Below are 17,777 nucleotides of genomic sequence, written 5' to 3'. Positions count from 1 at the left end.
CTCTGCTGGAGGACGATTTATGATATTCATACAGGGCTTATGAGGGTGCCCCGGTATTAAGCCGAGGCACCTTTCCTTGATTTTGGAGGTTTCCCGTGACCGACGATAGCGTCCAGGGCGCGAAGTCCGCTCTCTCAAAGATTCGTAACATCGGTATTACCGCACATATTGATGCCGGTAAGACGACCACAACAGAGCGTATGCTCTACTACACCGGTATGTCTCATCGTATCGGTGAAGTGCATGACGGGAACACCACAACTGACTATATGGAGCAGGAGCGTGAGCGCGGTATTACCATTACCTCCGCTGCTGTGACGTGTGAGTGGAATGACCACCGCATCAACATCATCGACACTCCCGGCCATATCGATTTTAACATCGAGGTGAACCGCTCCCTGCGCGTGCTGGATGGTGCGATTTTCGTGATCGAGGGTGTGGCTGGTGTGCAGCCGCAATCTGAGACCAATTGGCGTTTGGCAGACCGCTATAACGTGCCACGTATCATCTTTATCAATAAGCTGGACCGCACCGGGGCTGACTTCGACTACGCTTTCAGCACATTGAAGGAAAAGCTGGACATCGTGGCGATTCCCCTTCAGCTACCGATTGGCTCTGAGGAGAATATGGTCGGTGTTGTGGACCTCGTGGAGATGCGCGCCATCGTATGGGAAGGTGGCGAGCTTGGGGCGAAGTTCCATTACGAAGAGATTCCAGCCGATATGAAGGAACGTGCTGAGGAAGCACGCCAGAACCTTCTCGACACAGCTTTGAGTGTCGATACCGCTGCGATGGAAGAATATTTCGATAAAGGTGAGGTGGATGTCGCCACACTGAAGCGTTGTATCAAAAAAGGTACAATCGCTGGTGAGTTCCGCCCTGTCCTGTGCGGTACTGCCTTTAAGAATAAGGGTGTGCAGCCTCTTCTTGATGCCGTGATTGATTACCTTCCTGCTCCTGATGAGGTTGAGGGCATCCGTATTGCTCCGCCGGAAGATAAGGAAGTTGATGAGAGCTTCTTGCCGATCATCCCGGTTGACCCAGAGGGTAAGTTTGCTGGTCTGGCCTTTAAGATTATCTCCGATAAATACGGCACATTGACCTTCGTGCGTGTCTATCGTGGTGTGTTGAATACGGGTGATACCGTGCTGAACACCACCAAGGGCACCAAGGAGCGTGTGGGCCGCATGTTCCAAATGCACGCTGATAAGCGTCAGGAAGTAAAGTCTGTTGGAGCTGGTGATATTGCTGCCTTCGTGGGGCTAAAGGACACTGTAACAGGTGATACTTTGGCTGATGCTGCTGACCCTGTCATTTTGGAGCGTATGCAGTTCCCGGTTCCGGTGATTGATATTTCTGTCGAGCCGAAGACCAAAGACGCTGTTGAGAAGATGACGCTGGCTCTCCAAAAGCTGACAGCTGAGGATCCGTCCTTGCATCTGCGTACAGACCAAGAGACAGGCCAGACCATCCTCTCCGGTATGGGTGAGTTGCATCTGGACATTATCGTGGACCGCCTGCGCCGTGAATATGGCGTGGATGCCAATATCGGTGCTCCGCAGGTGGCTTATCGTGAGACCATCACACAGTCCCACACCGAGACATACACGCATAAGAAGCAGTCCGGTGGGTCTGGTCAGTTCGCTGAGGTGAAGATCACCTTCGAGCCGCTGACAGAGAAGGGCGCAGAAGAGATTCTCTTCGAGAATAAGATTGTCGGTGGTGCCGTGCCGAAGGAATATATTCCTGCGGTGGAAAAAGGTATCCGTATGCAGGCCAGCACGGGTGTTCTAGCAGGCTTCGAGACTGTGGGCTTTCAGTTCACGCTGGAAGACGGTAAGTACCATGATGTTGACTCTTCCGCTCTGGCCTTTGAGATCGCCGCTAAGGCGTGCTTCCGTGAGGGGATGAAGAAGGCTGGCCCGGTCATTCTGGAGCCTATCATGGATGTGGAGATCACCACACCGAACGATCATGTTGGTGACGTTGTGGGTGATCTTAATCGCCGCCGTGGTATCATTCAGAATCAGGAGACCTCTGGCTCTACTGTTCTGATTCGCTCTCAGGTACCGTTGAAGGAAATGTTCGGTTACATTTCTCATCTGCGTTCTGCAACAAAGGGCCGTGCATCCTTTACAATGCAGTTCCATCATTATGAAGCTGTGCCGCGCAACGTGCAGGATGAGATTATCGCAGAGCGTACCTAAGACGCTTTGCAGGTAAGTCTTGCTTAGGGGAGGCCCTCTGTCAGTCATCTGGCGGAGGGTTTTCTTTTTGGGCTTGACCTTATCCCTAAGAATGATGTTATCCTCGTTATACGGTGATGGATTACCACCGGGCCGATAGGCCGAACTGCCACCCGCGAGGGAAAGGCTGATGATTCCTACCAATGAATCCCCTTATGAATTAAGGATAAGGGGCATGGTGTAGGAGTCTGATATGGTATCTTTTAAAGAAATTATAGCCTTTATGCTGCGCTTGGGCCGTTGGTTCTGCCTTTTAGTGCCGCTTGCCCTGTTTGTAGGGAGCTTCTGCGCTCTGTTCCTGTGGATGTTGGAATGGGTAACGCATTATCGCTTTACCCATCCGAACATTCTATATGGGCTGCCTTTGGCGGGTGTTGCTGTGGCGTTATCCTATTATTGGTGGGGTGGCCGTGCTGGCGGGGGCAATAACCTCATTCTTGATGAGCTTAACAAGCCCGGTGAAGGCGTGCCGTTGCGTATGGCTCCCCTTGTGTTCATTGGGACGGTGGTGAGCCATTTATTCGGGGCATCTGTCGGGCGGGAAGGTACAGCAGTGCAGATGGGCGGAAGCCTTGCCAGTAATTTTGCGCGACTCTTCTGCCTTGATGAAAGAGAGACGCGTATCCTCCTCATGGCTGGTATGGCCTCCGGCCTAGGGGCAGTTTATGGCACACCAATTACCGGGGCGGTGTTTGGGCTGGAGGTCGTCACGCTTGGGGCGTTGGATTATTCAGCACTTTTGCCCGTTGCAGTAACGTCCATCATAGCGGATTGGACATGCCATCAATGGGGGATTCATCATGCGAGTTACATCGTTAGTTTTAAAGGATTTGCAGCTCAAGGTCAGCCTGCTTTCCATGTGGATGCGTTGTTATGGGTTAAGGTGGCCCTTGCAGCGGTAGCCTTTGGGTTTGCGAGTAAGGCGTTCTCCGAGGGGGTGTATAGGCTTGCCCCGCTTATTAAAAAACTTTGTCCTCAAACATGGTTGCAGCCAGCTATTGGCGGTGTCGCAACGATTGCACTGGTCTGGCTTTTAGGGACGCGGGATTATTTGGGCTTGGGCGTTACAGCACCGGAGCTTGGCGGGGCGTCCATTGTCAATTTCTTCGGCTCAACACATTATGCGTGGAGTTGGTTATTAAAGCTGCTCTTTACCGTCATTGCTTTGGCAACAGGCTATAAAGGAGGGGAGGTTACGCCGCTCTTCTTCATAGGGGCTGGGTTAGGCAATGCCCTCGCACCATTTTTAGGTGTGCCGGGGGATTTGCTAGCCGGTGTAGGCATGGTGGCTGTCTTTGGGGGCGCAGTAAATGCCCCATTAGCTTGTACCATTATGGGGGTCGAGCTTTTTGGGGGTACGAACATCGTTTATTACGCAACGGGTTGTTTTATTGCGTATTTATGCTCCGGCCATACGGGGATTTATCTCTCCCAACGGGTTGGTATCCCCAAGATTTGGCGGGCTGATTTCCAACCTGGTATCTTGTTAAAACGTGCCAGAAACGGTGTGTGGCGGGAGGAGGACTAACCGCTCGCGCGCTCTGCTTTTTTGCTTGATGGTCCCTTTCAGAGGGAAGGGACCATTATAAGCGTGTTAGCCAAAGCAATGGTTTGCATGCATGATGGCGATGCCAACCTCACGAAGGAGGTCAAACGCCTCTTGCAGCGGTTGGAAGATTTCCCGATGTTCGCGTGCAAAGCCTTGGGCTTCTCCCGCCCCGCCGGGTTCACCGAAGTCGAGGTCGGCAATGCTGGGGGCAGAGATGGGGAAAAGATCATCCAAGAGGCGCAAGGCCCGTGGGACATCGAGGCAGAGAATCAAGGTGGTGATGGCCTCACGCGTGAGGCCGCCACGTGGGCCGAAATAGGGGATCTGGGTGCCTAATGTCCAAATCCGTTCCATCAAAGCGAAACGGATGACATGGAGGAGCTTTTCTTCAACCTCCATGCGGGGTGTTTCTGGCCAGGCGGAACGGAGAGCAATATCCTCCCGTTGAATCCGGCGGAAAAGGGCGGGCACACTCTTCCAGAACTCTAGCTCCTCCAAGTCGCGCGCGATGCTGAGGAAGTGCATACGGTCATCGGCATTATCGCACTCTGTTGCGCGGTTGAGCCATGTGCCGGGGTCAAGCTGATGGATGGTCGCACGCAGGACATCCAGGTCCGAATGTTTAAGAGCTTGGATTGCGAAATCCATAAGCTGGCGAAAACGGGGAGATTTATGCCGTAATTGCTCAAATTGCTCGCTATGACGTCGTGCTGCGCCCCCAAGGCCATGTAGCACATTGGCCCACCAGCCAAGTTGTTGGAGGATGGCGTTATTAGGGATAGCGCGAATTTGGCTTGGGTGCGTAATACGCGTCACCCGCGCTGTATCGGATTGACGAGCAGAAGGGCGGGAGCCTGTTTTATCCACCAAAGCGGGGCCAAAAGCACTCAGGAGGGCTGTATAGCCGGGGTCATCCACCAAATCCCCCATCTTTAGGGCGATGGTGGAGAAGAAATCCATCGCAAAATCAGGCTTGCTAAAGAGGGGGTCTTTTAAAGCAATAGGGTCGATTGGCTCATGTTGAGCGGCGACAAACTCCGCTAATGTGGCGATGGTAGAGGCAGCAAGCTTAGCCGTGCCGAAGGGAAGATACCCATCCCCCCCTTGGAAGGCCGTTTCCACCCGGCTGGTGATACCGGCCTTTTTTAACGCTTGGCGGGTATTAGCGGGGGAGAAATAATCCAACCGCTCTTTAAGGCTGAAAGGATGTGCCCCACGGCCAATGCTCTCACCATGTGTGTCGAACATAGTGAGGGCGATGTCATCCAGCCCGTGTTCTTTCATAAGCTCTAAGGTGCGTAACCGTAGCCGCTCGACCATTGGCCCTGCTGCGAGCTGGCCGACATACCGGCCGGAATCGGAATAACCAAATTGCAGCGAGAGCCGCCCATTAACACGGAGATAAGCCCGCCAATGGGGAGAGCGGAAGGCTTCCTCAAGAATCTCCGCCCCATTTTCGAGAGCTGTTTCAGTCTCAAAGAGGGGAGATATTTCGATTTGCTCATCCCGAATCCCAAAGAGGCGCGCTAACCACAAAGTCGCAAGCAGCGTATAGCCGCTCTCCGTTTCTGCAATGAGGAAGCGAATGGGCGAGCCGGAATCAATATGTTTGAGGATCTGCGCCATCACCATCATCAAACGCGAGGCGGCACTTGGTTCAACCAACAAGGCCCCGAAATCAATCGCGAGGGGTTTGAGGTTATCCATCGCGGCATCAATATGGGAGAGTAAAGCCCGGCGATGGAAGGGGAGTGTTGGATCGTCCGTCAACCCTAAACGCGTGCGTGCGACATTATAAATCTGCGCAGCATTGAGGCGGGTATGGATATGGGAGATACCAAGACCGTGATTGAGAAAGCCAGCCCGGATGACATCAAGCTCTTGAGCCGTTGCGTCATCCAGCTTGGCACGCTCTGCTTGGAAGAGCGGGAGCAAATCTTCCGCATGAAGCAAGGCCGTCTCGCGCAATGAGATGAGCTTGTGTGAGAATTGAACAATCTCTTCTGGCGTTAAGCTTTTCCCCGGGATGGAGCGTGGGCAGGCATCGCGTTGCTGCATAGTGGCCATAAGGGCCGCAAGAACGCGCTCCCCGAGAGGGGAATCGTGCAGTCCAATCTTTTTCAGCCCCTCTAAGAGGCGTTCTAGCTGGGCGATTTTAAGGCCGAGGCGGATGCGGATTGTATCCCACCAGCCAATATCATTACGTCCATCAGTATCAAATCCTACCCAGCTTGCGAGTTTGATAGGGGCGGGATTTAGGTTCTTGACCTCTGGCCAACGCTGACGTGCTGCTTGGAAGATGTTTTGGGCGAGGACATCCAATGCATCGCGTCCGCGCGTGATGGCGGCAAGGGCGAGGGCCTGTTCCTCATCCAATGTGGGAGGGGCAGCACGGCGATGGGTCGGTAGGATGGGGAGAGGATGGGTCGGGTCCTCCGCACATTGGGCGAGAAGGTCGTACACATCATTGGCTAAAGCAAAGGTGGGATGGGCTGTAAAAACGGCAGAAAAACCCGTTATAGCGAGGTCATCCGGCGTTTTTGCATGGGCTACAAGCTGCTCTGCTACATGGCGTAACCGTTCGGTAGGGGATGCCTCCGCCCCGTTTTGCTCTAAGCCGATATAACGGCGCAGGGCGGCAGCGCGTGTTGTGAAGTTGCGGTCCCGTAATAGACGGATCGCCTGTTTGATTGTCTCATTCTCTCCCGGAGCACTTATTTTTTCCGCTAATGTAATAATGAGGCTGGAGAGGTCATGCGGCTTATGTGTAAGCGTAGCCGCGTAGGATTTAATCAGTTCGGCAGGCGATGCGTCAGTTGGGGAGGCGCAATCTGGCATGAGGAACAGTCTCGCTTGTGTTCATTTGTGGTTATTAGGTAGGGAAGGCTCACTTCCCCTTCTAACGTGATTGTTCCTGTATAGGCGGAATCGTGCTAGAGAGCCAAGCATTGATAAAAACTGTTGCGTACTTACTTTAAGGAGCGAGGATAAGCCCCTCCGTTTTAATAAGCGTGGGTTTTATCGAGGCTTTAGGAGGGGGTGACCGTTATCATGTCCGTTCCACAGCGGAAAAATCGGGTCTCTCTGAGTGCGACATTGTTGCTGGCAGGAGCCTCCGGCGTGGCAATTATTAGCCGGTTGAGCCTATGGCAACATCTATATGGCACACCATTATGGTTGGACATGCTCCAAGCTGGTAGCCAAGCTGGTGTGGTTGGTGGGGTTGCTGATTGGTTTGCCGTGACGGCCTTATTTCGCCATCCTCTAGGGCTGCCTATCCCGCATACGGCTATCCTTCCGCAACGCAAAGCACAGCTTGGGAGTGCTTTGGGGCGGTTTATGGTGGAGCATTTTCTCACAAAAGTGGAGGTGATTCGCCTATTAGAGCAAGTTGATCTCCCTGTTTTGTTAGCGCGCTTTTTGCAAAAGCCAGAGATCGAGAATCAAATCCTAAGATATTTACGCAACCTGACCCCAGCGATTTTAGAGCGTATTGGCGATGGGCGCGGTAGTTCGTTTTTAGTGACGTTATTTCCCACACTCTTAAAGCGTGAAGATGTCACAGCTCTAGTGTTGAGAGGCTTTAAAGCGTTAGTGGATGAGGAGATACATCAGGAGGTGTTCTCCTTCTTTCTCGCTCAGTTGAAGGAGTTTGTTACAACGCGCGAGGAGGATTTACGAGGTTTTGTAGAAAAACGGGTGAAGGAGCAAGGTGGACGGCTGATTGGCTGGGCTATGGGAACATCTATTGCAACACAAGTGCTTACAGCATTACGGGCCGAGTTGGGACGTGTGGACCCCATGGATTCCGATTTAAGACATGGCTTTACCCGGTGGGTACGCACAAAGATTCAGGAGTTAGAGGACGACCCACAAAGTGCGCATGATGTGATGGAGAGCATTACGGCCTTTTTTGCCCATGAAAGTGTCAAGGAATGGAGTGGGAGCTTATGGCAGCGTTTGCGGATGATGGTCGAGGATGATAGCGCGCGTGATGATGGGCTAAGCATGCAGGCATTACGCACGATTTATCAGCAATTTATTGAGAGCTTAACGCATGGGACGGTTTTGTCTAATCGGATGAACCAAGCAGTTCAGCAAGCAGTAATAAAGGCTCTGCCTGCTACGCAGCATTATGCCGCAGGGATGATAGAGCGCGTGATGGGAGAATGGAGTGCAGAGAGCCTTTCGGCACGGTTAGAGGCCGGTATTGGGCGTGACCTCGCTTATATTCGTGTGAATGGCACCGTGGTGGGTTTTGTGGTAGGAGCTTTGTTAGAAGCTTTGTTGGTTTGGCTTGTACCATAGCCTAAAAAACCCAAGATAAAGCTTGACCCCCGGGAAAATATAGGCCACCTCCTTGAATACGGACCGTGCAGGTCTTAAATAAAGAATCGTAACAGAGGTTGTGGGTTTTCACCGTGCTGAGACTATCCAAATTGGCTGACTATGCGACTGTTGTCCTCGTAAGATTAGGGGAGCGTGGGACTTTGGCCACGGCGGCGGCTCTCGCGCAGGAGACAGGCGTGCCAGAGCCAACCGTGGCAAAGCTGTTAAAAGGCCTTGCCGCTGGTGGGCTTGTGGTTTCCTTTCGTGGTGCGCGTGGGGGGTACCGGTTAGTTGATGAGCTAAAGGATATTTCTGTAGCGCGGGTCATTACGGTTGTGGATGGTCCCATTCGTGTTACCGCCTGTTGTGATGGGCGGGAATGTGCCCATGGGGAGACCTGTGGTCTCTCTGGTCAATGGGATATGGTCAATCAGGCTGTTCGTCAGGCGTTAGAGAGTATTAGCCTTGCGGATATGGCCAACCCCGCTCTCAAGTTTGATCCGTCCTCTGCCGCATCGGCGGGAGCGACAATGCGTGTAGCTGAAGGACAGGGAGGATGCCATGCCGGCTGTGTCGGAAACTCGTGAAGCTGTAGAGAAACTGGCAAAGTCCAATTATGAATGGGGCTTTGAGACAGATGTGGAGATGGACCTCGCCCCTAAGGGACTGAATGAGGACATCGTCCGGCTCATTTCTGCACGGAAGAAAGAACCGCAATGGATGTTGGAATGGCGGTTAAAGGCGTTTCGGTCTTGGCAGGAGATGAGCGAGCCAAATTGGGCGAAGGTGAAGCACCCTCCCATTGATTATCAAGATGCCCATTATTTCGCTCAGCCTAAAAAGAAGCCGGGGCCTAAAAGCCTTGATGAGGTGGATCCCGAACTGCTGAAGACTTACGAGAAGCTCGGCATCCCCCTGCATGAGCAAGAGATGCTCGCTGGTGTTGAGGGGGCCGGGCAAAAAACGCCCGTTGCCGTTGATGCGGTGTTTGATAGCGTCTCTGTTGCGACGACTTTCCGTAAAACATTGGCCGAAGCGGGAGTGATTTTCTGCCCAATTTCTGAGGCGATTATTGAGCATCCAGACTTGGTGAAGAAGTATCTCGGCACGGTTGTGCCAGTGGGGGATAATTTCTTCTCGGCGTTAAACTCAGCTGTTTTTACCGATGGTTCTTTCGTCTATGTGCCTAAAGGGGTACGTTGCCCGATGGAGCTATCCACTTACTTCCGCATTAATGCTCGTAATACTGGGCAGTTTGAGCGGACCTTAATCATCGCTGAGGACCGTGCCACAGTGTCCTATCTGGAGGGCTGTACAGCCCCGCAGCGTGATGAAAATCAGCTTCATGCTGCTGTTGTAGAGCTTGTGGCGATGGAGGATGCCTCCATTAAATATTCCACAGTGCAAAACTGGTATCCCGGTGATGAGGATGGCAAAGGCGGTATCTATAACTTCGTAACCAAGCGGGGGATTTGTAAAGGCGATCGCGCCCGCATCTCGTGGACGCAGGTAGAAACAGGCTCTGCCATTACATGGAAGTACCCTTCCTGTATTCTTGCCGGTAAAGGCTCAGTGGGGGAGTTTTACTCCGTTGCCGTAACAAATGGTCATCAACAAGCTGATACGGGTACGAAGATGATCCATCTCGCCCCCGATACACGCTCCACCATTGTGGCAAAGACAATCTCGGCAGGGAAGTCCGATAGCACGTATCGTGGTTTGGTGCGGATGCAGCCAAAGGCACGCAATGGGCGGAACTTTACGCAATGCGATAGCTTGCTTATTGGCGACCAATGCGGGGCGCATACAGTGCCTTACATCGAGAGCCGCTCTCTGAGTGCGCGTGTCGAGCATGAGGCCACAACCTCCAAAATCTCTGAGGACCAGCTCTTTTATTGTCGCTCCCGTGGTTTTTCCGAGGAGGAAGCTGTGGGGCTTATCGTCAATGGTTTTTGCCGGGAAGTGCTTAAAGAGCTGCCAATGGAATTCGCTGTGGAAGCGCAGAAATTGCTTCAAATCAGCCTAGAAGGAAGCGTGGGGTAAGGTATGAGTGAGTTTCTAAAAATTGAGGGGCTGAAAGCCCAGATTGATGCTGATGGCACCCCAAAGGAGATTCTAAAGGGCCTAAGCTTGGAGATTCCCAAAGGGGAGGTTCATGCCATTATGGGGCCGAATGGCTCTGGTAAATCCACACTCTCTTATGTTCTGGCAGGGCGTGAGGATTACGAAGTTACGGCAGGCTCAGCGCAGTTTAAGGGGCAAGATTTATTAGCTTTAGAGCCAGAAGAACGCGCTGCTCTTGGTGTGTTTTTGGCCTTTCAAGCTCCGGTGGAATTGCCGGGGGTAAATAACGCTAACTTCTTGCGGACCGCCGTTAATGCCGTGCGCAAGGCCCGCGGGGAGGAGGAGTTGGATGCTGTAAGCTTCCTCAAACTCGTACGGGCAGAGACAAAGCGTCTCTCCATGTCGGATGAGATGCTCAAACGGGCCGTGAATGTCGGCTTCTCCGGTGGTGAGAAGAAGCGTAATGAAGTGCTGCAAATGCGCTTATTGAAGCCTTCCTTAGCCATTTTGGATGAGACAGATAGCGGCTTGGACATTGATGCGCTGCGTATTGTGGCAGAGGGGGTTAACTCCCTGCGTGGGCCGGATTTCTCTTCTTTGGTGATTACTCATCATCAGCGTCTTTTGGATTACATCGTGCCAGACCGTGTGCATGTGATGGCCCATGGGCGTATCATCCATAGCGGTGGGCCAGAGGTGGCCAAATTGCTGGAAAAACAAGGCTATAAACAGTTTCTTGAGGCCGCAGCGTGAGTGAGAATAAGGCAGCAGCTTGGCAGGCTCTAACGGGTCGTGCTGGGGAGCGTGCAGCCCTGCTCGGTACGGAGGGGCTGCCGACAAGACGAGTGGAAGCATGGCATTATACGCCGCTGCAGTCGCTTAATGGGGTGGCATGGCAGGCTGCTCCTGCGTTGGGGGAGGCGCGCATTAAGCAGAGCGTGGCAGAGCTAGACCTCCCTCAGCATGATGGGATTTTGGTTTTTGCCAATGGGCAATTCTGCCCTGCATTGTCCCATCTACCTGCTTGTATGGAAGTGCAAGAATATGGTGATGGGGCCGCTGTACCGCGCTTGCTAACAGGGCGCTTTTCAGCGGGATTGAATGCCGCTTTGCGTCAGCCGGGTGCGCGGTTGAAGGTTCCCGCTGGGCGGGATGCGGGTTTGGTGATTATGGTCAGCCTTACTGAGGGCGAGGATGTCTCCACCCATTTGCACCATAGTGTTACCTTAGCAAAAGGGGCAAAGTTGACTTTGCTGGATATTCAGCTGGGGACTGGGCGGTATCTGACAAACCCGCAAATGGATGTTCATTGTGCGGAGGAGGCTCATTTCAGCCATATCACGCATCAAAAAGAGAGCCCCCTTGCAGCACGCCTTGCGATTGCTGGGGCCAAGATTGAGGAGCGAGGCAATTATGATAGCTTTACCCTTAATCAAGGGGGAGCCTTAGCGCGGCAAGAGGTTGTTAGCCAGCTTAATGGGCCGTTTAGCAATACGAATGTGAATGCGATTCAGCTTGTGGATGGAGAGCGGCTGAATGACCTGTCCTCTATGATTCATCATGCCGCACCGGATTGCACATCCCGCCAAACGGTGCGGACAGTCCTCTCCGAGCAAGGGCAAGGGGTCTTTCAGGGTAAGATTTTGGTAGACCAAATTGCCCAAAAGACGGACGGGTATCAGATGAATCAGGCCCTGCTTCTCTCTGAAAAAGGGCAGATGAACAGCAAGCCAGAGCTTGAGATTTATGCTGATGATGTCAAATGCAGCCACGGGGCGACTGTGGGGGCGTTGGATGAGGAGCAGCTTTTTTACCTACGCTCGCGCGGTGTGCCAGAGGCGCAGGCGCGTGATATGCTCGTACAGGCTTTCTTGCTAGAGACGGTAGAGCTCGTAGAGCATGAGAGCCTCCGTCATTATTTGCTAAAGGCATTACCCGGCCATGTTGGATGATGTACGCGCCCAATTCCCCATTCTTTCAGAGACGGCACATGGCCGCCCGCTTGTCTTTTTAGATAGTGCGGCCTCGGCCCAAAAGCCGGAATGTGTCATCGAGGCTATGGGGCATGCGGCGCGGCATTGTTATGCGAATATTCATCGCGGCCTTTATGATATGAGCGAGCGGACCACGCAGGCTTATGAGGCCGTGCGTGATGATGTAGCGCGCTTCCTTAATGCAGCGGACCGGCGTGAGATTGTCTTTACAAAGAATAGCACAGAGGGCCTTAACCTTTTGGCTCATTCCTTAGGCAATCAGCTAAAACCTGGTCAAGCGGTGCTGATTTCCGCCTTGGAGCATCATGCGAACATCGTCCCGTGGCTTATGTTACGAGAGCGGTTGGGTATTGAGCTGCGCGTTGCACCGCTTAATGCTGCGGGGGATATTGACCTGACCGCTTATGAGGATTTGCTGCGTGATGGTCGTGTGGCTCTTGTCTCAGTCACGCATATGTCCAACGTGTTGGGGACCATTACACCGGCCAAGCGGCTTGTGGAGCTGGCCCATCATTATGGGGCAAAAATCATTTTGGATGGCTCCCAATCTATCGTGCATCGCAAGGTAGATGTGCAGGTTCTTGGTGCGGATTTCTTTGTCTTTACGGGGCATAAATTATATGGCCCAACTGGTGTTGGCATTTTGTGGGGTAAGCTGCCTTTGCTGGAGGAGATGCCGCCTTTCCTAGGGGGCGGGGATATGATTCGCTCTGTCTCTTTTAAAGCAGCAACATGGGCGGATGCGCCGCATAAGTTTGAGGCTGGGACGCCCGCTATTTTGGAGGTGCTCGGCCTTGGGGCGGCTATTCGCTTTGTTGAGGGCATAGGGGCTGAGCGGATAGAAGCGCATGAGCGTGAGTTGGTGGCTTATGCGCAAGAGCGGCTTGAGGGGCTAGAGGGTGTTCGCATTATGGGCCGCCCTGTAGAGCGTGGGGGGGTGTTCTCTTTCCAAGTGGAGGGGGCTCATCCGCATGATTTGGCTGTACTGCTGGACCAACAGGGCATTGCCATCCGTGCGGGGCAACATTGTGCCGAACCATTGATGCATGAGCTTGGCGTGCAAGCGACAGCACGCGCTAGCTTTGCTATCTATACAACATGTGATGATATAGACGCTCTGGCACACGGGATTGAGCGTACGCGTAGCTTACTTGCGTGAGGGTGTTATGACAGGCGCAGATGACCAGATGATGAATGATTCCACAGCCCCTCTGGTAGGTGAGGCGACTACGCCTACAGGAGGGATGCCCCTGCCTACGCAAGAGGAGGCTTATGCGGGGGAGGAGGAGCTTGTCCCCCCACCAGTGGATGCGCCGCCACAGCAAGATGAAGTCATTGCTGCGATTGAGACGGTCTTTGACCCGGAAATTCCAGTGAATGTGTATGAGCTAGGGCTGATTTACACGATTGATTTGCATGATGATGGCCGTGTGGATATTGAGATGTCCCTTACCGCGCCTAACTGCCCTAGCGCGCAAGAATTACCCCAGATGGTCCGTTACGCTGTTCTTTCCGTCCCCACGGTGAAGGAAGTGACCGTTAAGGTCGTGTGGGACCCGCCATGGGATATGAGCCGGATGAGCGATCAGGCCCGTTTGGCCTTGAATATGTTTTAAGCAAGGGGAATATCATGACAGAAATGCCCAAGAAGCGTTCTTTACCACCCTTGATGAGCTTAACAGATAAAGCCGCTACCCGTTTAAAAGCCCTTTATGAAGGGGCAGAGCAGGGTAAGCTTTTGCGGATTAGTGTTGGTAAGCGCGGTTGCTCTGGCATGTCTTATGAGATGGATTTTGTCTCTGAGGCCACAGCAGGGGATGAGCGCGTTGAGGACCATGGCTTGACGTTGCTGGTGGACCGCAAGGCCACTTTGTTCCTCATCGGTACTGTGATGGATTATGAGGTGAAGGAGCTTGAATCAGGATTCACCTTTACCAATCCTAATGAGAAAGGCCGGTGCGGCTGCGGGGAAAGTTTCCACGTTTAAGCGGTATAGAGATTAGCTTTGCCGTGCTTTTCTTGCCTTGCGGATGCGTTTGGGGTCGCGCGAGAGTGTTAAGACGGCCTCTACGTCGCTTGACCATAGGAACTGGTCAATCACATGCCATGAGAGCAAGGCGAACCCAGCTTTGTGGAGGGCTGGAAGTTCTTTCTCCAACGCTGCAGGGCTGCAACTTACATAGATGATGTCCTGCACAGTCGAGCGTATAAGCGAGGCGAGTTGCTTGCCCGTCCCTGCATAGGGTGGGTCCAACACAACAACGCGTGCCTGATTAAGCTCGGTTGGGAGGAGAGGTTGGCGGTTTAAGTCGCGCTCTGCTCCCTCAGCGCGACTTCCATGCGTGGCTGCGCGTAACGCGGATATAGCCGCTTTATCGCCTTCATAGGCTTTCACAAAACCATGCTGTGCGAGGGGGAAGGTTAATGTCCCACAGCCTGCATAAAGCTCAATAATGCGGTCTTTACGGTTGAGGGGAGGCAGCCCTGCTAATACGGCTTCGCAAATAGCGGCCTCACCCTCGCTACTGGCTTGGAGGAAACTAGCGGGGGGCGGGGTGACTTTTACACCCCCAAAATGATGAAAAACGGGGCCATTCTGGGCAGCAGTTTCCATCATTTTGCCGGGGGCAGGCCGCCATGTGATGCGTGGTATATGGTGCGCACGCGCAAAAGCTGCGAGTTTTTCACGGTCTGAGCCGCTCAAAGGGGCGGGGGTTTCTAAGGTGAGGTCTGGTCCGCTTTCGAGTAGATTAATTGCTAAAGCTCCCCGGCCTGTCAAAGCCCCTAATGAGGCAAGGCATGTACGCAATGGGGGCAATAGAGCGAATAGTTCTGGCCGGATGAGCGGACATTCCGTCATATCAACGGGGTCCCCACCGCGTTCATGTAAGCCGAGAATAACCCCACCGGGCACGCGTTGCAGGGCCACATCCAGCCTTTGGCGGCTATGAGGTGGGGTTTGATACATTATGGGGGTGGGGAGGTCGGTAAACCCACTTTTGGTTAAAGCGCGCTCTATGTGCTGGGCCTTCCAATGCAGGAGAGCGGTAGGCTCCATATGTTGGAGGGTACACCCCCCACAACGGCCTGCAAGGCTACAAGGGGGGTCAACACGCTCCGGGGCATAATGATCCCACCCCAAAAGCTCTACTGATTCGTGATGAAAACGTAGATGAAGCTGCTCACCGGGCAATGTGCCGGGGATGTAATAGCTGCGTCCTTCGTAACGCACCATCCCATCGCCTGAGCGGCCTAGCTGCTCAACCGTGAGATGGCATTGCTGGGAATCCCCCCTCATGAATCAGAAGGTTCATGCGGATCTGGCAGATAGCTGACCTTCATAAAGGCAGGGACGTTCTCACCAAAACCATCCTGCATGCCATTTGTCTCTGGCACAGGGGGGAGCAGCTCCGCCCGACCAGAGCGTTTATGGTCATGCTTACGCGCCTCAGGAAGAAGAGCGCGTGAAGCTTGCTTCTTCGGCGGTGTGGGTTGCTCGTCCGTTTTTGCCTCTGGGGCGCGTTTGTTGCGCCCTTGGCGGGTATTTTTCGCCCCATCTTTTTTATGAGATGGTTTCGCCTCATCCTCGCCGCGCCATTGCAGGGAGGGGAAATCCTCAACCTCTATAGCTTTAATTTTCTTACCGGTGAGGGCCTCAACAGATTCGAGCAGCTTTTGCTCATCAGGCGTGGCGAGGCTATAGGCGATTCCTTCCTTCCCTGCGCGGCCTGTCCGACCAATACGGTGAACATAATCCTCCGCATTAAAGGGGAGGTCGTAATTCACAACATGGGAAAGCCCGCCAATATCAATCCCGCGTGCTGCAACGTCAGAGCAAACAAGAATGGATAACTCACCAGAGCGAAAACGCTCTAACGTATCAAAACGCACATCTTGGGCGAGGTCACCATGGAGATGCCCTACAGAGAACTTCTGTTTAGTAAGGTAATGTTCTAGGGAATCAACATCGCGCTTCCGGTTGCAGAAGATAATGGCATTTTGAACATCATCATGGCGTAGTAATGCGGAGATAGCGCGGTTTTTATCCCGTTTCTCGACAATGAGCAGCCCTTCAGTAATCGTGCTAGCAACAGAGGATTGCCGCGCAATGGTGATTTCCTTCGGGTTATTGAGGAAATTATCCGCTAAGTGGCGAATCTCCGGTGCCATCGTCGCAGAGAAAAAAAGCGTCTGACGCTGGCGAGGGAGGAGGCTGACAATGCGCTCAATATCAGGGATGAAGCCCATATCTAGCATACGGTCTGCTTCATCAATAACGAGCGTGTCCGTTTGTGTAAGCAGCAGCCCGCCGCGGTCGAACATATCTAGTAAACGCCCCGGTGTGGCGATGAGTACATCTACCCCACGATTAAGAATATCGCGTTGTTCATTCAGTTTCCCCCCGCCGATTAATAGAGCGTGGGTCAGGCGGAGATGTGCCCCATAAAGCTTGAAGTTCTCTGCTACTTGCAATGCTAGTTCCCGCGTGGGCTCCAGAATGAGCGAACGCGGCATACGCGCTCGTGCGCGGGATTTGGAGAGCTTCTCTAGAAGAGGCAGCGTGAAAGAGGCTGTTTTACCCGTCCCTGTTTGGGCAACCCCCAGCACATCACGCCCTGCTAGAATTGCCGGCGTGGCAAGAGCTTGGATAGGCGTTGGGTGAGTATACCCCATGGCCTCAACAGCTTTAAGAATAGGGGCTGATAAGGCAAGGTCTTGGAAGCGCGGACGGCCTTCCTGCTCCGCATCCTCATGATGAGGGGTGTCTTTATGCTGCGATGAAGACGCTGTGACGGGCTGTGTCTCGGTCTGCTCAGCAGGTTTATTGGCGTCTGCACTCTTAGTGTTGCGCGTACTTGCCCGCTTCCGCGTAGTAGTACGGGGCTTTGTCTTTGGTGTGGTAGAATCGCCATCTGCTATAGCCTTATCGGCTGGTGCAGTGGTTTTTGATTCAACCGCTTTTTTACGGCGTGTACGCGGCGTTTTGGGGACTGGAGCCTCGTCCGCATCCGTCACTTCAGGCTCAGAGGCTACGGGTTTTGCTTTGGCGCGGGTCGTTCTTTTACGCGTAGCCGGTTTGGCTTTGGCCTCGCCATCGTCCGTGGTGGTAGGGGCCTCATCTGCACTCACCGTCTTACGGCGTGTCCGTTTAGCGGGCTTCTTTTCAGGTCCGTCAGCAAGAATGGTCTCTTCCGCTGCGGTAGCTTTGGTTGTACGGCGGCGGGTGGGTGTTTTGCGTTTTGGCGTCTCAGTTGCAGCTTCAGCCTCAATAGAAGCATCAGCTCCACTCTCTGTCTCAGCAGGAGTGACGGCGTTTTTGCGGCTCGTTGCCGTTGTGCGGCGGCGCGTGGTCGTCTTTTTAGGGGGGGTAGGCGTAGAGTCGGCCTTCACATCCTCATCGCTTAATGGTTCCGTTCCCGTTTCGGCCTCTGCCTTAGCTGTTTTGGTGCGTGGGGAAGGGGTTTTCCGTGTGCGGCTTGTGCTGCTGCGGGTTTTGGACGGACCAGAGGAGGTTTTGCTGCTCAAATGATTCTCGGACTATTGCTGTTACAGGTCTGGCCATCCGGCACCCCGTCGGACAGCCCCACGCGCATT

The 17,777-nt window shown here is 53.5% G+C and carries 13 protein-coding genes and 1 riboswitch; of the genes, 10 read left to right on the top strand and 3 right to left on the bottom strand.

Features of this window, described 5'->3' with window-relative positions:
- Positions 1 to 95 precede the first annotated feature (95 nt).
- The gene (gene fusA, locus GM556_RS04655) at positions 96 to 2,207 is read left to right on the top strand and encodes an elongation factor G (protein WP_266137457.1); all 2,112 of its coding nucleotides are present in this window, start codon (positions 96 to 98) and stop codon (positions 2,205 to 2,207) included.
- A 103-nt stretch (positions 2,208 to 2,310) separates the two neighbouring features.
- Positions 2,311 to 2,393, top strand: a riboswitch (Fluoride riboswitch).
- Between the two features lie 46 nt (positions 2,394 to 2,439).
- Entirely contained in the window at positions 2,440 to 3,774 is a 1,335-nt protein-coding gene (locus tag GM556_RS04650; protein WP_155579405.1) for a voltage-gated chloride channel family protein, read from the top strand.
- Positions 3,775 to 3,840: 66 nt separating this feature from the next.
- On the opposite strand, the gene GM556_RS04645 is transcribed toward GM556_RS04650, so the two are convergent.
- Positions 3,841 to 6,633, bottom strand: coding sequence for a phosphoenolpyruvate carboxylase (locus GM556_RS04645; protein ID WP_155579404.1), 2,793 nt, complete (start codon positions 6,631 to 6,633; stop codon positions 3,841 to 3,843).
- Positions 6,634 to 6,846: 213 nt separating this feature from the next.
- On the opposite strand from GM556_RS04645, the gene GM556_RS04640 reads away from it, so the two are divergent.
- The 8 genes from GM556_RS04640 to GM556_RS04605 all read left to right on the top strand — a co-directional run bounded on the left by GM556_RS04640 (position 6,847) and on the right by GM556_RS04605 (position 14,169).
- On the top strand, positions 6,847 to 8,103 hold the full coding sequence (locus GM556_RS04640; protein ID WP_155579403.1) for a DUF445 domain-containing protein: 1,257 nt from the start codon (positions 6,847 to 6,849) through the stop codon (positions 8,101 to 8,103).
- A gap of 113 nt (positions 8,104 to 8,216) precedes the next feature.
- Positions 8,217 to 8,711 carry an SUF system Fe-S cluster assembly regulator gene (locus GM556_RS04635; RefSeq protein WP_370513436.1) on the top strand — a complete coding sequence of 165 codons (495 nt, stop codon included), beginning with the start codon at positions 8,217 to 8,219 and terminating at the stop codon, positions 8,709 to 8,711.
- The gene (sufB, locus tag GM556_RS04630; protein WP_155573306.1) at positions 8,686 to 10,167 is read left to right on the top strand and encodes a Fe-S cluster assembly protein SufB; all 1,482 of its coding nucleotides are present in this window, start codon (positions 8,686 to 8,688) and stop codon (positions 10,165 to 10,167) included. The genes GM556_RS04635 and sufB overlap by 26 nt, the downstream gene beginning before the upstream one ends.
- A gap of 3 nt (positions 10,168 to 10,170) precedes the next feature.
- A complete protein-coding gene (gene sufC, locus GM556_RS04625) occupies positions 10,171 to 10,941 on the top strand; it encodes a Fe-S cluster assembly ATPase SufC (protein ID WP_099027151.1) in 771 nt (256 codons plus the stop codon).
- Positions 10,938 to 12,140: a Fe-S cluster assembly protein SufD gene (gene sufD, locus GM556_RS04620; RefSeq protein WP_370513587.1), complete on the top strand. Its 1,203-nt coding sequence runs from the start codon at positions 10,938 to 10,940 to the stop codon at positions 12,138 to 12,140. Before sufC ends, sufD begins: the two co-directional genes overlap by 4 nt.
- Positions 12,130 to 13,341: an aminotransferase class V-fold PLP-dependent enzyme gene (locus GM556_RS04615; protein ID WP_155579402.1), complete on the top strand. Its 1,212-nt coding sequence runs from the start codon at positions 12,130 to 12,132 to the stop codon at positions 13,339 to 13,341. The genes sufD and GM556_RS04615 overlap by 11 nt, the downstream gene beginning before the upstream one ends.
- Positions 13,342 to 13,426: 85 nt before the next feature.
- Complete coding sequence (locus GM556_RS04610) at positions 13,427 to 13,798, top strand: SUF system Fe-S cluster assembly protein (protein WP_370513593.1); 372 nt, start codon at positions 13,427 to 13,429, stop codon at positions 13,796 to 13,798.
- Between the two features lie 14 nt (positions 13,799 to 13,812).
- Positions 13,813 to 14,169 carry an iron-sulfur cluster assembly accessory protein gene (locus GM556_RS04605; RefSeq protein ID WP_099027147.1) on the top strand — a complete coding sequence of 119 codons (357 nt, stop codon included), beginning with the start codon at positions 13,813 to 13,815 and terminating at the stop codon, positions 14,167 to 14,169.
- A 12-nt stretch (positions 14,170 to 14,181) separates the two neighbouring features.
- Here the strand turns inward: GM556_RS04605 and GM556_RS04600 are convergent, their stop codons facing one another.
- The gene (locus GM556_RS04600) at positions 14,182 to 15,480 is read right to left on the bottom strand and encodes a class I SAM-dependent RNA methyltransferase (protein ID WP_155579401.1); all 1,299 of its coding nucleotides are present in this window, start codon (positions 15,478 to 15,480) and stop codon (positions 14,182 to 14,184) included.
- Complete coding sequence (locus GM556_RS04595; RefSeq protein ID WP_155579400.1) at positions 15,477 to 17,708, bottom strand: DEAD/DEAH box helicase; 2,232 nt, start codon at positions 17,706 to 17,708, stop codon at positions 15,477 to 15,479. Before GM556_RS04595 ends, GM556_RS04600 begins: the two co-directional genes overlap by 4 nt.
- Positions 17,709 to 17,777: the final 69 nt, after the last annotated feature.

Source organism: Bombella sp. ESL0378 (assembly GCF_009725845.1).
GTDB lineage: Bacteria > Pseudomonadota > Alphaproteobacteria > Acetobacterales > Acetobacteraceae > Bombella > Bombella pollinis.
Note: the sequence above shows the minus strand (reverse complement) of the source record. Positions and strands in the feature narration are given on the sequence as shown.

Bases quoted from the DNA above. Each gene is read 5' to 3' on its own strand.
- GM556_RS04650 (WP_155579405.1), top strand. From the start codon at position 2,440: ATGGTATCTTTTAAAGAAATTATAGCCTTTATGCTGCGCTTGGGCCGT.
- GM556_RS04645 (WP_155579404.1), bottom strand. From the start codon at position 6,633: ATGCCAGATTGCGCCTCCCCAACTGACGCATCGCCTGCCGAACTGATT.
- GM556_RS04640 (WP_155579403.1), top strand. From the start codon at position 6,847: ATGTCCGTTCCACAGCGGAAAAATCGGGTCTCTCTGAGTGCGACATTG.
- sufB (WP_155573306.1), top strand. From the start codon at position 8,686: ATGCCGGCTGTGTCGGAAACTCGTGAAGCTGTAGAGAAACTGGCAAAG.
- sufC (WP_099027151.1), top strand. From the start codon at position 10,171: ATGAGTGAGTTTCTAAAAATTGAGGGGCTGAAAGCCCAGATTGATGCT.
- GM556_RS04615 (WP_155579402.1), top strand. From the start codon at position 12,130: ATGTTGGATGATGTACGCGCCCAATTCCCCATTCTTTCAGAGACGGCA.
- GM556_RS04610 (WP_370513593.1), top strand. From the start codon at position 13,427: ATGCCCCTGCCTACGCAAGAGGAGGCTTATGCGGGGGAGGAGGAGCTT.
- GM556_RS04605 (WP_099027147.1), top strand. From the start codon at position 13,813: ATGACAGAAATGCCCAAGAAGCGTTCTTTACCACCCTTGATGAGCTTA.
- GM556_RS04600 (WP_155579401.1), bottom strand. From the start codon at position 15,480: ATGAGGGGGGATTCCCAGCAATGCCATCTCACGGTTGAGCAGCTAGGC.